The organism is Myxococcales bacterium (assembly GCA_016703425.1).
GTDB lineage: Bacteria > Myxococcota_A > Polyangia > Polyangiales > Polyangiaceae > JADJCA01.
Genome location: JADJCA010000001.1, coordinates 802650 through 818449 on the forward strand (window position 1 = coordinate 802650; position 15800 = coordinate 818449).

18 protein-coding genes are annotated in these 15800 nt (G+C 67.4%); 5 read left to right on the plus strand and 13 right to left on the minus strand.

The features are described from left to right. Positions 1 to 38: 38 nt before the first annotated feature. From IPG50_03450 to IPG50_03490, 9 genes are all read right to left on the minus strand, one after another. The gene (locus IPG50_03450) at positions 39 to 902 is read right to left on the minus strand and encodes an MBL fold metallo-hydrolase (protein ID MBK6691246.1); all 864 of its coding nucleotides are present in this window, start codon (positions 900 to 902) and stop codon (positions 39 to 41) included. A 148-nt stretch (positions 903 to 1050) separates the two neighbouring features. Beyond that, positions 1051 to 2568 (minus strand): metallophosphatase, encoded by a 1518-nt coding sequence (locus IPG50_03455; GenBank protein ID MBK6691247.1) that lies wholly within the window; start codon positions 2566 to 2568, stop codon positions 1051 to 1053. A 71-nt stretch (positions 2569 to 2639) separates the two neighbouring features. Beyond that, positions 2640 to 3230: a hypothetical protein gene (locus IPG50_03460; protein ID MBK6691248.1), complete on the minus strand. Its 591-nt coding sequence runs from the start codon at positions 3228 to 3230 to the stop codon at positions 2640 to 2642. Position 3231: 1 nt separating this feature from the next. Further along, the gene (locus tag IPG50_03465; GenBank protein ID MBK6691249.1) at positions 3232 to 5328 is read right to left on the minus strand and encodes an SUMF1/EgtB/PvdO family nonheme iron enzyme; all 2097 of its coding nucleotides are present in this window, start codon (positions 5326 to 5328) and stop codon (positions 3232 to 3234) included. 95 nt (positions 5329 to 5423) lie between these two features. Beyond that, a complete protein-coding gene (greB, locus tag IPG50_03470) occupies positions 5424 to 5975 on the minus strand; it encodes a transcription elongation factor GreB (GenBank protein ID MBK6691250.1) in 552 nt (183 codons plus the stop codon). 182 nt (positions 5976 to 6157) lie between these two features. Beyond that, positions 6158 to 6664: a hypothetical protein gene (locus tag IPG50_03475; protein MBK6691251.1), complete on the minus strand. Its 507-nt coding sequence runs from the start codon at positions 6662 to 6664 to the stop codon at positions 6158 to 6160. A 112-nt stretch (positions 6665 to 6776) separates the two neighbouring features. After that, complete coding sequence (locus tag IPG50_03480; protein MBK6691252.1) at positions 6777 to 7916, minus strand: c-type cytochrome; 1140 nt, start codon at positions 7914 to 7916, stop codon at positions 6777 to 6779. A 96-nt stretch (positions 7917 to 8012) separates the two neighbouring features. After that, on the minus strand, positions 8013 to 8591 hold the full coding sequence (locus IPG50_03485; protein ID MBK6691253.1) for an SAM-dependent methyltransferase: 579 nt from the start codon (positions 8589 to 8591) through the stop codon (positions 8013 to 8015). Then, positions 8581 to 8994, minus strand: a complete 414-nt coding sequence (locus tag IPG50_03490; GenBank protein ID MBK6691254.1) for a DUF4279 domain-containing protein — start codon at positions 8992 to 8994, stop codon at positions 8581 to 8583. The genes IPG50_03485 and IPG50_03490 overlap by 11 nt, the downstream gene beginning before the upstream one ends. Before the next feature lie 86 nt (positions 8995 to 9080). Here IPG50_03490 and IPG50_03495 point away from each other — a divergent pair, with 86 nt between their 5' ends. The 3 genes from IPG50_03495 to IPG50_03505 all read left to right on the plus strand — a co-directional run bounded on the left by IPG50_03495 (position 9081) and on the right by IPG50_03505 (position 11115). Beyond that, the gene (locus IPG50_03495) at positions 9081 to 9590 is read left to right on the plus strand and encodes a hypothetical protein (GenBank protein ID MBK6691255.1); all 510 of its coding nucleotides are present in this window, start codon (positions 9081 to 9083) and stop codon (positions 9588 to 9590) included. Positions 9591 to 9696: 106 nt separating this feature from the next. Then, a complete protein-coding gene (locus IPG50_03500; protein ID MBK6691256.1) occupies positions 9697 to 10344 on the plus strand; it encodes a winged helix-turn-helix domain-containing protein in 648 nt (215 codons plus the stop codon). Between the two features lie 174 nt (positions 10345 to 10518). After that, positions 10519 to 11115: a hypothetical protein gene (locus IPG50_03505; GenBank protein ID MBK6691257.1), complete on the plus strand. Its 597-nt coding sequence runs from the start codon at positions 10519 to 10521 to the stop codon at positions 11113 to 11115. A gap of 15 nt (positions 11116 to 11130) precedes the next feature. Here IPG50_03505 and IPG50_03510 read toward each other — a convergent pair whose 3' ends face one another. From IPG50_03510 to IPG50_03525, 4 genes are all read right to left on the minus strand, one after another. Then, positions 11131 to 11976, minus strand: a complete 846-nt coding sequence (locus tag IPG50_03510) for a LamG domain-containing protein (GenBank protein MBK6691258.1) — start codon at positions 11974 to 11976, stop codon at positions 11131 to 11133. Positions 11977 to 12100: 124 nt separating this feature from the next. Next, positions 12101 to 12709, minus strand: a complete 609-nt coding sequence (locus tag IPG50_03515) for a tetratricopeptide repeat protein (GenBank protein ID MBK6691259.1) — start codon at positions 12707 to 12709, stop codon at positions 12101 to 12103. Between the two features lie 365 nt (positions 12710 to 13074). Next, positions 13075 to 13650, minus strand: a complete 576-nt coding sequence (locus IPG50_03520; GenBank protein ID MBK6691260.1) for a hypothetical protein — start codon at positions 13648 to 13650, stop codon at positions 13075 to 13077. A 169-nt stretch (positions 13651 to 13819) separates the two neighbouring features. Further along, complete coding sequence (locus tag IPG50_03525; GenBank protein MBK6691261.1) at positions 13820 to 14092, minus strand: DUF3892 domain-containing protein; 273 nt, start codon at positions 14090 to 14092, stop codon at positions 13820 to 13822. Between the two features lie 265 nt (positions 14093 to 14357). On the opposite strand from IPG50_03525, the gene IPG50_03530 reads away from it, so the two are divergent. Both IPG50_03530 and IPG50_03535 read left to right on the plus strand, forming a co-directional pair. Beyond that, on the plus strand, positions 14358 to 14594 hold the full coding sequence (locus tag IPG50_03530; GenBank protein ID MBK6691262.1) for a hypothetical protein: 237 nt from the start codon (positions 14358 to 14360) through the stop codon (positions 14592 to 14594). A 257-nt stretch (positions 14595 to 14851) separates the two neighbouring features. Continuing rightward, positions 14852 to 15718 carry a hypothetical protein gene (locus IPG50_03535; protein ID MBK6691263.1) on the plus strand — a complete coding sequence of 289 codons (867 nt, stop codon included), beginning with the start codon at positions 14852 to 14854 and terminating at the stop codon, positions 15716 to 15718. Positions 15719 to 15800 lie beyond the last annotated feature (82 nt).

Consider the following 15800-nt stretch of genomic DNA (forward strand, 5'->3'; position numbering starts at 1 on the left):
CCAGGGTAGCCGCGTTCATCGACATTCGTCACCCGCGCTCAAGCGGCACGCTCTCCTCCCGCAGCGCCCGGCGACAAATCCAGCGCTAGGCCCTCGCGGGCGGCGACGGTGCGTGCAAAGAGCTGCCGCGCGCGCCCTTCGACCGCCGCGACGCCAGCGTCGTTTCGCTGCGGATCGTGGTGAAAGAGCACGAGGCGACCGACGCCCGACGCCTTGGCAAGCTCGGCAGCGGCTACGTAGGTGGAGTGGCCCCAACCGACCTTCGAGCGCCCCGGCTCGCCGCGGTATTCCTCGGGCGTGTATTGCGCATCGTAGATGAGCACGTCGGCGCCGTCGGCGAGGGCGCGCAGCGCTGGGTCGACGCACGCGTAGTGCTCGGTGTCGGTGGCGTAGACGACGGACGAGCCGGCGTAGTCGATGCGGTAGGCGAGCACGCCGCCGGGGTGGTTGCCGCGGGCGGCGCGCACGACCGCGTCACCCAAGGCGAAGGGACGACCGGGCCGGGCCTCGTGAAACTCCATGCGAGCCGAGAGTTCGTCGAGGCGCACGGGAAAGACGGGGGCGATCATCTGGTGCGCGAGGGCGGCGGCCACGGAGACGCCGCCGCTCGTCGCGCCGTGAATTCGAAGCTTGGTGCTCGGGAGGTACGCGGGCACGAAGAACGGGAGTCCCTGGATGTGATCCCAGTGGCAGTGCGAGAGAAGGAGGTCCAGCTCGAGGCCCTCCGGCCCGCCGCCCTTCATGAGCTGTTCGCCGAGACGCCGAAGGCCCGTCCCCGCGTCGAGGACGATGCGGCGATCGCCGCAAGTCACCTCCACGCAGCTCGTGTTGCCGCCGACGGTGGCGGTGTCGGGACCGGGAGAAGCGATGCTGCCTCGCACACCCCAAAATCGAACGGACATGGTGGGCTCGGTGCCCCTCGTTTGGTGGTTCATTCCCTCTGCTCATTCAAGAGCGATGCCAGCGCGCTCGGCCCACGAATTCAGCCGCCGGAGCGTCAAGGGCCGCGCGCCGCGCTGTCCTGGCGCGGCCCGCGGGGCGGGCGGTGCATCAAAGCGGAGCGTCGAACGCTTCGCCGCGAGCCGACTGGGCCACGCCAAACCGCTCGAGGACGTCGATGAGCTCGCCAATGGGACGCGCCTCGGCCCAGGTCATCGCGGGGCGCGTGAGCAGCGCGGGATGCTCCAAGAGACGCTTGTCGAGCGCCAGCCGCACGATGGGCGGCGTCGGGCCGGGCGCCTCGAGCCAGGCGTAGGGCGAAGCGCGACGAAGACGGGTTCGCAGGCGGCGATAGGCCTCGGCCGACAGCTCCACCACCCAGAGGGACGTGAAGCCGGCGGTCGCGACGGGTTGCTTCTGAACGGGGACACGCTGGTAAAGCGCCTGCCTCGTGATCGGGCCTTCCGGGAGCTTGCCCCAGAAGGCATCTTTGCCCACGAGCAGCGCGTCGGCCTGGGCCTCGCGCCGCACCGCTTCAAAGGTGAGGCGCGCGAGCTCGTCGGTGCCTAGCTCCCGCGACGTGCGCGCGAAGGGCTCAAAGAGCGGCGGCAATGCCTGCGCCTCAAGCCCCTTTACGAGCTCATCCACGACCTCGTCGACGGGCATCGCAGCATCAACGGGGACGAGCGCGTAGCGCTCGAAGGCGACACGCTTCGAGGCGCGATCGTACGAGAGGCTCGCCCGACCCAGGTTCTCCGCGAAGCGGCCGGCCTGTAGGACGTGAGCCTCGGTCCCGTCGAGCCGCGCGATCCGGATGGGACGAGACACGGCGTCCTCCGAGTGGCCGCCGACGACGAGATCGACACCCGCGACTTCGCGAGCGAGGAACGTGTCGGTGCCCTTGCCGAGGTGCGTGAGCGCGATCATCACGTCGACCTCCGCACGATGTTGCCGCACCGTTCGCTTGGCGGCGGCCACGACGCGCGGGTCGACGATGAAGGGTCCGTAGGGGCCGTCGAACTGCTCGTCGTCGGAACCGTAGGGGCGCGTCACGAGGCCGAAGACGCCAACCTTCACGCAGCCGACCTCGAAGGCCGCGTAAGGCTGAAAAAGCTTCGCGTCCTCGGGGTCGCGCACGTTGGCCAAGAGCACCGGGTGAGGGCTCTTTCGCACGTCGTCACGGACCAACGCCGGCCCGTAGGCAAAGTCATGGTTGCCCAGGACACGCGCATCAATGGGCATGGCGTGGAGGACGCGGCGCGTCGCCTCGCCGGCCGTGCGGAGATCGAGGAGCGAGCCCTTCTCGTAGTCGTCGCCGGCGTCGAGCACGAGCGTCGCGGGGGTCGTGGCGCGCACGTCACGAATCGCGCCGGCGAGACGTGCGTAGCGGCTCCGGCCATCGATGCGGTCGCTGTAGTGCGCCTGCATGTCGTTGACATGGAGCAGGGTAAGGCGCGCCACGCCGTCGTCGCTGGGTGGGCAGTCGCCAATGCGTGGCGCGCCGAAGATCGCGCGCGGCGGCTCTTTCGGGGGAGCCGCGACAACGATGGCCGTCGGTGGCGCCGCGACCACGGGCGGGGGCTTGGTCGCAGGGCCGCCGCCGCACGCCGCGATGAGTCCGAATAACAACGCGGCGCGCCTCACGGTCTCATTGTGGCCCTCGCCCCGCCGACGGCAAAGCGATTCACGAGAACGATGCACTACGGGACGACGGGGAGGTCCTTGGCGCAACCGCGGTCCTCGAGTTGCCGAAGCACGCGGAGCGCCCCCAGGCGCAGCGCCTGGGCGGCCTTTCCGTCCTGCGCGAGGGCGCGCAGCTTGTCGCATCCCTCGCGAACTTCGAGCGCATCTTCTGCTGCAAGTGGCCGCCGCGGCTCGGCGGCCAGCGCGGCGGCAACCTCGAGGGCTTCCTTTGCCAACGCAGCATCACGGCCGCCCGCCGCGTCGGCGAGCAGGGGCAAGCCTTCAAGGTCGCCCGCGTAAGCCATCGCGAGAACGGCGATACGTCGCCGCGCATCGTTTGTGGCGCCTCGCACGAGGCCCGCGCTGCCTTCGCGAAGGGCGAGGCGCCCGAGCTCCTCGGGGTCAAGCGTCGAGGCCGGCGCCCAGTCGCCCTGCGAGCCCGCATCGACAGCCGGCGGAGGCGAGCTCGACGTCGCGAGCGTCGCCGCTGGCGCCGAGTCCTTGCGACCGCATCCAAGGGCTATAACGCTGCCGAGGACGGCGATCCCGCAAACCAAGCGCATGCCCGTGGGGAGCCGGCGCCGCGTGTCGAACACGACGACGCTCACGTCACGGTCGCCATGCGCAGCGGAAGCCGACGCCGTGCGTCCGGTACCAGGGGGGATTCTTGAAGCGGAACGTCGGGCGCAGCCACGACAGGACGTACGCGTTCCACGCGCCGCCTCGCATAACGCGCTCTCTGCCCTTTTCGAAATTGGGACCGGTCGGATCTTGTTGCTCGTCGAGCGGGACGCCTTCGACCTTCTCGGGATACCGCTCGAAGACGTCGGCCACCCATTCGAAGACGTTGCCGCTCATGTCCTCGACGCCAAAGGGCGAGGCGCCCTTCTTGAACTGACCGACGGGTGCAGTATGCACAAATTTGTCGTCGAACTTGTACATCAAGTCGGGATAGTTCGCCGGGTCGTTTGCCTTGCCCCAGGCGAGGCACTCCGTTCCGCACGCGTTGAGGCGACCTGCGAGGTCTGCTTCATCGCCCCAAGGAAAGCGCGCTTGCGCGAGGCCACGAGCGGCAAACTCCCATTGGGCCTCGGTGGGGAGCGCTCGGCCGAGGCTTCGGCAATAGACCGCGGCGTGCTCCCACGTCACGCAGTTGACGGGGTGCTGGGCCCGTTCGTCGGGGGCCTTCATGTTGCAGAGCGGGTCGTAGATCTTTCTGTGCTGGTCGCTGAGCTTCGTCCAGTCGTTGCGCGCCTCCGCGCCATCGACCCGCTCACACCCCTTGCCGCGGCTGCACTCGAGGTACTTGGCGACCGTGACCTCGTGGCGATCGATGCAATACGGCGTCAGCTTGACCGGGTGCGCCGGAGTCTCTTCAACCGGGATTTCCTTCCCGGGGTTGGTGCCCATGAAAAACTTTCCGCCAGGGATCGCCACCATGTCTTCAGGACACTTGAGGCCCGGTGCGGCAGCGCTGGCGTCGGCCACCACGACCGCGGCAACCGACGGCGCCGCCGACGGCGTCGTCGCGGGTGGTCTTGCGCCACCCTTCGCAAACCACGCGACGCCGCCGCCCACGGCGAACAACACCACGAGGACCGCCGCCACGAGACCGACCGACGACTTCTTCGCGGGCGCCTCGAAGGTGGGGCCCGTTTGCGCCAAGGGCGGCGATGGGACGGCGGCCAGTGCGCCGGCCGCGAGGCCCGGTTGTGTGTGGCCCGTCGGCAGCGACGCGAGCATGGTGCGACTCGTGGCCGTCTCCCACGTGTCGCCTTGGGTAGCCGCCGTGAGGGCGGCCCAAAATTCGCCAACGGAACGGAAGCGGTCGTCGGCTTTGACGGCGAGCGCCTTGAGAAAGACGGCCTCGACTTCGTCGGTGACCGTCGCCCCCAAGGTGCGGGGCGTCGGCCGCTTGTTGACGTCGACGGACGCGTAGGCCAATTGCGTGAGCGTGTCGCCGCCGAGCGGCTCCTTGCCCGTGAGAAGCTCAACCAGAATAAGCGCAAAGGCGAAGACGTCGGTCCACGGACCGGTCGCGCCGTAGTCGCGCGAGAACTGCTCGGGTGCGCCGTAGGCCGGCGTGAAGCTCGTGATCTGTCCGCTCGTCTTCGTGAAGGAGCCGCCCATTTTTTGCGCGTCCTGAACGACCTTCGCGATGCCGAAGTCGAGGAGCTTCACGCCCGGTTGAGCCGCGTAGGGATCACCGAGGACGAACACGTTGGCGGGTTTGACGTCACGGTGCGCGATGCCGCGTTGGTGCGCGAGGCCGAGCGCTTGCGCGACCGGCATGAGCAGCGCCATCGCTTGCGCCAAGGTGCGCGGGGCGGCGTTCGGAGCGTTCCGCTCGTCCAGCAGGATGGACTCGAGGGCTCGGCCCTCGAGCCACTCAAGAACCATGTACGGGATGACGATCCCGCGGCGCGTGGTAAGCATGCCGATGTCGCGCGCCTGCACGATGGCGGCAGACTTCTCAGACAACTCCGCGAGGAGGGCCCCCTCCTGCACGAACTCTTTGAGGAGTCGCTCGCGATGCTCGGCCGGAACCTCGTCCAAGGCCTTGAAGACCTTCAGCGCGACGGGGCGATTCCAGATCTGGTGGTTTGCGCGATAGACGATCGCAAAGCCACCCTCGCCGACGACGCTCTCCACGAGGTACTTCTCGGCGATGGTCTCCCCGATGAGCTCGAGCGGGTCGGTGGTCACGAGGAGCGGTAGCGTACGCTCGGACCGGGGAATTTGCGAAGCTTTGGATGACACCCGCCGCCGGGTTGCATTTCACGCCATCGACGGGCCCGCCACTAGAGCTCGTAGCGGATGGCCACCACGCTGACTTCGACGGGGCCCTTCGGCCTTTGCACCGTCACCGTATCGCCAACGCGCTTTCCCAGCAGAGCCTTGGCGACGGGCGACTCGACGCTGATGTGACGCTTCGCGAGATCAATCTCGTCGCTGCCCACGATTCGATACGAGAACGTCACCTCGTCTTCATCCTCGATGGTAACCCAAGCGCCGAAGAACACGCGTCCCTCTTGCTCCTTGTCGGGCTGAACGACCGTGAGAATGTCGAGCCGCTTCGACAAGAAGCGGACCCTTCGATCGATCTCGCGGAGGCGCTTCTTGCCGTAGATGTACTCGGCATTCTCCGAGCGGTCCCCCTGAGCGGCAGCGGCCTGCACGTCCGCCGTCACCTTGGGCCGCTCGTCATGCCACAAGCGATGCAGCTCATCCTGGAGCTTGTCGTAGCCCGCTCGCGTGATGTACCGAGGCCCCCGCGCGGGGGCCTCGTCGTCGTCTGGCGCCGCGTCCTCGTCGACGTCGCCCTCAGGCTCTTTGGTGAAGGCTTTCGACATGGACTAGTGCCCGGACACTCGGAAGTCGACAGGTTCGAGTAGGCCCGCGACGAACGAGGGGCCTACTCGAACCAGCCTCGCATCCAAAGGTTTGTGTCCGGGAGTCTCGTTCTCGTTTGCTGTGCTCGACCCACCAAAATCGATGGGTCGAGGCACTAGGCCGCAACGTCGCGTCGTTGGATTCAGTGCGGAGCGGTCACCGTTCCAACACCCGGGACCACGACCTTATTGCCCTCGATCTTGACGCCACCGGCGTTGACGGTGCCGTTCTTGACCTCGACCGTTTGACCTTCGGCGTTCTTGAGCTTCACGGTATCGCCTTGCACCACCGCCTGGCGGCCGTCTCCCGTTTTCGCTTCGACCTTGCCTTGGTCGACCTTGAGCTGATTCTGACCGTTCTGCAGCACCACCGGCTGCTGGCCGGCGCCGACCTGTACCTGCGCCCCGCCGGCTTGCACTTGAGTGCCGCCTTGGCCCGCTTGGATTTTGACGTTGCCGGCTTGCACCTGAGCCCCGCCCTGCCCGGCCGCCGCCGCAGCGTTGCCGACCTGCACCTGCGCGCCGTTGGGTCCCGCCTTCACTTGCGTCGCGCCTTGCGCGTTGTCAGGCCCCGGGGGCGCATCCTTGTTCCCATCCTTGCTACAGCCGAGGGCGAGGCACAGGGCCATCGCGATTGCGAAACGCGTCATGAGGAGACCTCCACTTGGGAGACGAAGCATAACGCCCGCGAAGTCAGCCTGTCGAACTAGGTCAAGAACGACATTTACGCACCCGCGTTTTGCGCTACCGACGCCCGCCGGATCACGGCGACGCACCGCCGCGAACCGGGTAGCCGCGGTCTCGCCACACGAGGACCCCCTCGTCGAGGACCGATGAGCGGTAGCCCAAGGCGCGAAACGCGTCCCGCGCTTGCCCGCTGATGGCGTGAGGGCACGCGCAATAGGTCACGACGAATCGCTCCTTGGGGACCTCGGCCGCGTAGGACGCCACCTGATAGAAGGGCACGCTAACGGCGCCGCGGATGTGCATCGCGACGTAGTCCGACGGCGCGCGCGCGTCGGCGATGACCATGGTGGCTCCACGATCGAGCTCCGCCTTGACGAGGTCCGCCGGAACGAAGTCAAGGGCGGGATCGAAGTTCGGCTCCGGACCGCCGGGGTTGAGCACCACGCTGCCGAGCGCACCGGGGGCCGGCGGCAGCGGCACGACGGCGGTGTCGATAGGCTTCTGCCAACTGCGCACGAGGGCCACGACGTCGGCGCGGCCCTGCGCGTCGAGCACGCTCGTGAAGATTCCCATAGGTGTGAGGGGCCGACCTCGCTCGAACGTCGTTGCGAGGAAGCCGTCGCTCGCGGTGGCGAGAAACTCGGGGTTCGACAGGCTCACGAGGGGACCGCCGGCCCCCTCCGCACCGTGGCAGCTCTTGCAATGGGTTTCGTAGGGTGCGACGCCGCGGGCCGCGTCGCCCGTCACCGCGAGGGCATCGACCGACGCGTAGGGCCGCTTCTGCCAGGCCCGAATCGCGAGAACGATCGCGTCCACGGAAGAGGCGTCGAGCGGGCCGCCCTTATCCTTGCCCCACGCGCTCATCACCGTGCCGGGCCGACCGCGCGTGATCGCGGACCGCAGAAACTCGTCCGACGCGATGGCCAGGAACTCCTCGTTGCCAATCGCCGGCGACGAGTCGGCGGCGTAGCCCTGTCCCTGGGCGCCGTGGCAAAAGCCACAGTAGCGCCCGTAGAGCTCGCGCCCCAGCTCGAGCGGCGAGGCCGAGGGACCCGGTAGCGATGGCGCCACCGGCGTGGTTCCCGCGTCGACCGGCGGAGCTGGCGTCGCCGGGTCGCGAGTGTCGCAACCGCTCGCGATGCTCGCGAAGGCGAAGATGCCAGCCAGGGCACCCGCGAGGGCCACGGAGTCGAGCATGGTGCGCGCTTTGCTCATGACGACCATCGTACCCACCAACCGGTCAAGAGACGACAGCTCGCCGGGCGGCGCGGCAACGTTTCGCGCTCAGGTCCACGCCGATGGCGTCGAGCCCTACGGCGTTTCCACCGCCAGCAAGGTTCCGCGGCCGCAGAACGGATCGACCACGATGCGCGTAGGGGTCGACGTCGTCAGGTAGCGGCACGCGACGCGGCACGCCTCTTCGCCCATGCCGCGACTCCAAGAACTCGTCCCCGCTTCGGGCATCACGTCGGGCCCGCGCTGCAAGATCAGCCGCGGCGCTCGAGCGACGCAGAGCATGTGCGAATACGTTGGACGGCCCATGGTCGTGGTGCCGGGTGGCTGACGACAGACGATCTTGTGCCACAGAAGCGCGGCGCCTTCTTGATCGACTCCGAGCATGACCAAATGTCCCTTGTCGATCCAGCGGCCCTCGTGGCGCACGTCCGTCTGGTAGAAGATGGCCTCGCCGTCGACGGGCAACCAACGGAGCACGCACCGCACGGCTTCAACGAAGAAGCGGAGCCAGCCCTCCACGCCCAAGAGCGGCAACTCCGACACGTCGGGCAAAGACGTCACGACGCTCGCGGCCGGGGGCGTTGGGTTGTCGCGCAACCAAGCGAGCGCGTCTTCCTGAACGACGAGCCTGCGGGGTGTCGTGTCAGGAGACACAGACGGTGCGCCAGTGCGTCGTCAGTCCAAGGTCAGCGATGCGCTGCAGGAGGCCTGCCTCCACGGTGGGACCGCCGTTGGTGGCGTTCGTCATCGTGACGACCTCCAAGTGGACCTTCCAGCCGCGCGCCACCCAGCTCGCGAGCATCGGAGCTTGGCGCTCGAGCCGCTCCAGCATCCAAGCCGCGTGAAGCTCGAAGGGCTCGGCCGGGGGCACGTCGCCGCGCGACGTAAAATAGCACCACCCGTCGACGCGTCGCACCGACGGGTCCTCCGCGGATGCCGGATCGCCGCGGCGATGAGACGCGCTCGGTGTGAGCTCCAACCGCTCGGCCACCCAGTCGGGATCGACGTCCGCGCCCCGAACCTGAAGGCCAACCCTCGTCTCGACTCGAAGCGCCATCGCCATGCGCCGCCAGCATCGCCGAAGGCGCGCGCGCTGTCGCTATTTCAGAGGTCCCGGTGCCGGCGGTCCCTATGCTGCGCCGGATGCGTCCCCTCGCCTTCGCCGTCCTTGGATTGCTGTTCCTGGTCGCTTGTTCGCCCACCGCCGGGAGCGGCGCCAACGATGGCGGCGAGGCCGGCAGCGGTGGCGGCGCGATGTCGCTCAAGGGCGGGACCTTCACGGGGACGGCGCAATCGGGCGTCGTCACGCTCTCCATCACGAGCGAGGCTAGCGCCAGGGTCGCGCGGCTCGCGGAGATCCGCCTCGCGGTGCCGACCGGCGACCTTACCTTTCTCGTTGGCTGCGACGCGTGCACCGCGAGCGACAGCTATTGCGTCGATGGCGGCAAGACAGCGTTGCTTCGCATCGAGGTCGCCAACCTCGACGCCACGGGCCGCGCGGCCGTCGGCGTCACTTGCGGCGGCCAGCCGCTAACAGTCCGCGCGACGAGCGACTCACCGGCGGCGGCGACGTCGGACAAGCCCTCCACGGTCACCCTGCGCGGCACCTACATCGGCGGCTCGCCGTGGGGCGCCTCGGCGAACCTCTTGTAACGCGCGCGGCGCGCCAGCGTCGGGCGATGTGCGCCATCGACGGGACCGGTCATCCTGTCGATTTCGTGATCGGAGCGACGGCCGTGGCCCATGTAGCGCCGACGCGATGATCTACACCTTCGGTGACTATCAGTTGGACACATCGCTCTTCGAGCTGCGCTGTCGCGGGGAGCTGTGTCCGGCGCAACCGAAGCCGCTCGATCTCTTGATCATGCTGGTCGAACGCCGAGAGCGCGTCGTCACCAAGGACGAGCTTCTGCGAGCGTTGTGGCCCGGCGTCGTTGTCTCGGACAACGCGCTGGCGCAGGCCATCGCATGCGTGCGGGCCGCGCTACGAGAAGCGCCTACGTCCGTCGCAAGCGTCCGCGGCCGAGGCTATCGCTTTCTCTTGCCGGTGCAGGAGCGCTCGAGCGAAACCGTGCCGCGCGCTGCGAGCGTGGTCTTCGAGGTCGATAGCCGCGACGCGGCGCTGGAGCACCTCGCAGGGCTCCAGGGAGCCGGCCTTACGGTCGTGATCGGTGGCGACGCCGAGGCGTTGGTGCGCACCGCGAGCCTATCGTTGCCAGCGGTCGTCTTCGTGGAGCACCTTGAGCGCGTCGACGCCCTCACGCTGACGCTCTTCGTCGCCCTGGCGCGCAGCCGCACACCGAGCGTTGCGCTCGTGGGCACGTGCCGCTTCGAGGTGCTCGAAGGTCCGGCTCGGGACCTTGTCCTTCCGCTGCGCTGGGAGCCTCGCCTAGGGGCTTGCGGGTAGCCGCAGACGACTGTCCGGAGGCAGCACGTGTCGCGCCAACGCTTGGCGCTTCGCCTCGATCGCATGCTTCCGCCGATCATCTCAACGGCGTGGAAAGGGCGCGTTGCCGCCGGTGACCTGGCCGCGTGCGCTCGCCGGTCGTAACTAACCGGTGCCCCACGAAAGGTGACTCCCATGTTCAACGCTCTCAACGCTCACGCTCTTCGCAACGGCCTCGTCCTGCTGACCGTGCTCACGGTCGGCTGCGGCGCCGCGCCCGACTCCGATGAGGCGCCTTCTGCCGCCGACGAGGCGGCGTTTACGCTCGGCGCCATCTCGCGACTCGAAGGGACGTTCTTCTCGCAGGAGGAAGACACGCGTCCGCCCATGGTGCTCGACGCTCGGTGCTGGCGTTCCCCGCTCCCGGCAGGGGTCGTGTGCGCGAATCCGCCGTTGCCGAAGACCAACCTCGGAACGGGCTCTGTCACGGTTCGCGTTCGCCAACACACGACGGGCTCAGACCGCGCGCTCGCCGACGTGCGAGTAAGCCATCCGTCGTTCGACGGCACGCAGACTGTCGTGCGGACGTTCGGCTCGCTCGAGCTTCAGCTAAGCGACGGTGGGTACGGACCCGGCGATTCGTGGTCGGCCAGGGCCACCAGCCAGGGGCTGACGTATCGCTTGAGCCTAGTCTTCCCTTGGGTCGGTCTGAACCAAGCCGGCGACCTTGCCAACGCGAGCGTCCGAGTCGACGACGGCAGCGGCACGCACCTCCAGATGTCGACGTGGTGAGCCGCGTGGCCGCGCTCAGCGCTCGGCGATCGCGTAAACTTCGTTGTCCTCGAGGGCGCGGTTGTAGATGCGCACCTCGTCGATGGCGCCGGCGAAACCCTGTTTGCCGTCGCCGCGCGCGCCAATGCGAACCTCTGCTGCCGCGTTGATGATTCCGACGCCCGCGTCGGCGTACTCCGTCGAAACCGGAGCGCCGTTCAAGTAGAACGTGATTCGCCCGGGGCGATGAACGGCGGCGACGTGCAGCCAGGTCAACGCGGAGACTGGCGCCGGCGTGGCAGCGAGAAACTTGTCCGCTCCGAGCCCGAGGCGGAACGACGCCGTGCCACTCGACTCGGTAGCGAGCCGCCAGCCCGCAGAGGTACCGACCGCCTTGCCGACGATGTAGCCGCTCGTTGAATCGGTAAGCCCATCGGGGAATTGGTCTACGCGAATGAACGCAGCAACCGTGATGTCTCCGACGAGCTGATAGACATCGGCGTTTCCGGCGGCGACCCAGCCGCCGTCGAGGCTGACGGCGCCGCCGTGAACGCCCGGCACCCACGCGCCGGTGGTGAGCGTGCCGTCGTTCTTGTAGGGCGAGCAGTCGCGAACGACATCGCCCGCGCCTTCCTCGAAGCGATAGAAGGCAACAAGGCCCGGGGCGTTGCAGGCGCCACCGTCACTGGCGTCACCGAGCATGCCGTCGCCCTCACTCCCGGCGTCGAGTTCGCTGGCAACGTCCGTCGTGGCCTCGGCGGCTTCAGCGTCACTGGCATCGAGCGTTTCGGCGTCGCTTCCGCTGAGGCCCTCGACGTCCGTGAGTAGCGTGCACGCGGCGAGCGCTACCGCCAGCGGCGCGAGGTACCGGACGGCGAGCATCGTCGGCGATTATACGATGCGCGGGCGAGGAGGTGTCTCGTGGCGAACCGCTCGACGAAATTGCGGGCGCTCTGCTGGATACGTGGGTGGATGCGTGGGCCGCGCCTCTCGCCCGGCCTCGCGATCAGTCTTCCGCGGAGAAGAGCGGGTCGCTCGGCCGAGCCTCGCGCAGCGAAGCAAGGGCAGGCGCGCGTCGCGCGTGAGCGCGCCACGTCGGATCGAGGGCAATGCCTCGACGCAGACTCGCGAGAGCCTGGTCCCACTCGCCCTCGTGGGCGAACACTTCGGCAAGCGAGACGAGGGCGGTCGAGTCGTTCGGGGCTAGCCGCAAGGCCGCCTCGACGTCGGCGCGCGCCTGCGTCAGCTCCCCGCGGTCGCGCCGGAGGCACCCCCGATCGTTGAGGAGCTCGGCATTCGGGCCACCGAGATCCAGCGCCCGGTCGTAATCGGCGAGCGCGCCGTCGAGGTCTCCGAGGCGATGTCGCGCTGAGCCGCGAAGCACGAGCGACTCGACGTGTTGCGGCTCAAGGAGCAGCCCGCGGTCGAGCAACCCGAGCGCGCCCCTTGGATCCCCCTGGCGCAGCAGCCGGGCGCCTTCGCGGGCGTGCTGCGCTGCCTCGGGGAGGCCACGGCTCCAATCGATGCCGCGCGACCGTCGCTTCCCTGCCTGACGTGTCGCCCAGACGCTGAACGGCACCATCAAGATCGCGACGACCAGGATGACGATCAGCACACGACCCAGTGTGCCACACTGAGGAACAAGCGAGCGGCGGAGACAGAGGGCAGGAAGACCGCTCGTGTCGAAAGCGGCTCCGCCCACCAGAGTGAGAAGAGGCAGAGCCGAAGAGGAGAGCCGGTGAGCGGCCGCCCCCCGACGGTTTCTCTAGTGCCCAGAGACAGAATCGAACTGCCGACACGGGGATTTTCAATCCCCACGGGTGACGCGAAGACGCCCGAGGAATCCGGCAGTTCGTACGAGGCGCGGACTGTTTCTGAACTGCGAGTTTTGGAGAAGCAGCTAAGGGCGGTCGAAGCGCTCTTGGTGGCTGGCGAGGTCGAGATCGCGTTGGCCACGGTTCGGAAGGTCCTCGGGGGGCTCTAGGTTGCGCTCTTGTACGGAGGTCGACGCCCCTTGCGCTTTGATTGCACGCGCACATCAGGGGCTTGTGCGTCGCTCGTCGGCTTGTCGAAGGCGACAGCATCGATAGCCCGCCGCATGAAGAGGCCCACTTCCGCGTAGGCGTCCTTCAAATCTAGTTCGCCAAGGTTCGCTCTTGGCAACTTCACGGGGTCGACCCCGATTGAGTCCACGAGAAGTGCCCCACGAACCGTGTAAGAGACCTCGACGGCCCGGGTGACATCGCCTTCGTTTGCTTCAATTCGCGCGCGCAAGGGCTTCCCCGCATGAGGGCCGTACCCTTCGAACCTCACGGCGCGCCCCTCCGCCCGTTGAAGCGCATTGAACGCCGCTCGCGCCTCCGAGGAGTCCGGCCAGTAGGCTTGTTCTTTCTCGAGTGCGGCGCGAAGGTCTCGTAAGACTCGTGCGTTGTGCGTGTGAACCTTGCCAGGCAGCTGGCGAACCACGAACGCCCACAGAAGCGCGTTGTGTTGCGTCTCGGAGTACAGCGCGGGACTGATGGGTGCGTCGCTACCGCTCTCGGGCATCTTGTGCATTCTGCACTCTCTTTCTCGCTTGGGGACACGGAGGCGTTCGGCGCAGACATCGCCTCCCGTTCAAACTTCGCGCCCGGCGGGCCGCGAAGCGAGAAGGCGGAATGCAGGAACTTGAGATGCGCGCCCGCGGTGGCCCAACGGCTACCACCGCGGTCACGCCTAAGCCCGACTAAGCGGCGCGCACTCGACAGGGAGGCAACGCCAGGAGGTTGTTCTGCCAGACGCCGTCCGTCTGCGTTTGAACGTACTTCCGGTAGGTGCCCTGACGTGTAGCAACGTTCGCGCGTGTGCCTGCTTCGAAGGTGTAGAACGTGTCTACGCGACCGTCGATGCGCCGGACCACGTCCGCCACGGGCCACGTCTCCGTGTCGTTGCCTAGGTGGGTGATATGCTCGTGCGTTGTCCCGGACTTGGTTGCGTACTTGATTCGGTTGTCGGCCATGTGCCCTGCCTTTCGCTGCCCTTCGCGAGACTGCCGAAGGCGCAACGGCCTTCCTCGGGGGCTGGGCGCGGACTGTAACCACTGCGCGCGCGCGCGCCAGGGCTTGGCGGTGAAAATCCGTTCAGATCACCGGTCGATTCCTCGCAAATTGTTGAGATCACTGCTTCCGCGTTGCGCCTGCACGGAAGGCTCGCTCCCTGCTCGTGCGTTCCTTGAAACTAGGAGCCGCGCTGGCATAGTTCAGCCAGCTCAGGCAAGGGGTCACATGATGAGAAGCGTCGAAGAATTGAAAGCGGCACTCCGCGCGGACAACGTGAACTTGGTCAAGGTGCGCCGCCACTCTTCAGGCGCGGCGAGCGCGAACATCGATGTACTGCGACGCCAGGTCGAAGAAAATTCGTCGCGCCCAAAGTACGAGGCGTCCAGTGCGGAAGTGGAGCTGCAGATCACCGAGGACGAGTACCACTGCCTCCGAGAGGCAGGCGCAACCGCAGAAGAGTAGTGAGGCGCGCCGGCCCCGTTGGAAATGGAACTTTGTTCGAAACCGGCGCCCCTCGAATCAAAGATGGGCGCACGGTCGCAAGAACCTCCCGAGCGTGCCCCGAACGCAAAAGCCGAGTGCCAACTTTCACCATGCTCTTCCACGGCTATCGCCTCACGCCCCCTTCCTCATCCGACGGAATCATCGTCGCATTGACCGGGGATCGGCCCCCCGCACAGCGCGCCTACTCGTTCGCCCACGTCACGCGGCCTTAGGTCGTGGACAAGGACGGGGCGAGCATCAACCTCGAACCCGCGGAGGACGTCCCCGACGACGCCCCGCCCCTTCCCGACGTTCTCTTCATGGCCGACCGCGGCAACCTTGGGGACGTGGGCCCCGTGAAGCCCTGCGAAGACTTCCAGGGCCTTGAACGCCGCGTCGCCGAAGCGGACCTCCTTGACCTTGGCACAGCGCCCCCGAGGTCTTCGTATCAACCCGCCCGCATGGCCTTCGCGATCTCATGCGCGGATCTAGTCGTGCGAGACCTCGCCCTTCCGGTGCCATTTGCGCTTCGCGTTCTCGTTCGAACAGGCCTCACCGTGGAAGAGGCAACCGAAGCCGCGAACATCGCCCAGCGTGGCGGACCTACGGAGCCCGATCGAATCGGTCGCAAGCTGGACGCCGCCGCCACAGCACGTGAACGCGAGGCGCGTGAAGCCGCGGAACGAGAGGCACGCGAAGCCCAAAGACGCGAAGAGATCGTGACGCTGACCGTGGACGCAAAGACCGCCATCGCCGTGCTTCCACCGTGCGTCACCGTCGAAGCGGATCCCGTCACGGCGACGCACGGTATTCGGCCTTACGACCTTTCCGATATCAAGGGCCGGACGATCCGCGTGTATGATACAAGCGGATTGCCGGTACCCTTCCCCGACGGCGCCGAACGCCTAGGCTTCCTCGATCGCGGCGAGAAGGTTCGGGTGAAGGTTGGCCCTCTTGAACGCAGTGGGGCCGGGCGCCTTGGCTCGTTTCTTTTGGATGCCCTCGTGTCGCTCTACACGCCGTCCGAAATGGTCGTAAACGCAACGTTGACCCTCGCGACCGACGACGGGATCGAAGCGCACGAAGCGTTTGCAGCCACGTAGAAGGCGACCGATCCCCTGTACCTCCGGAACCCGCGCTTCTCCCGGTTGTTGGTTGCGCTCGGTATCAGGAACTACCAGCTAC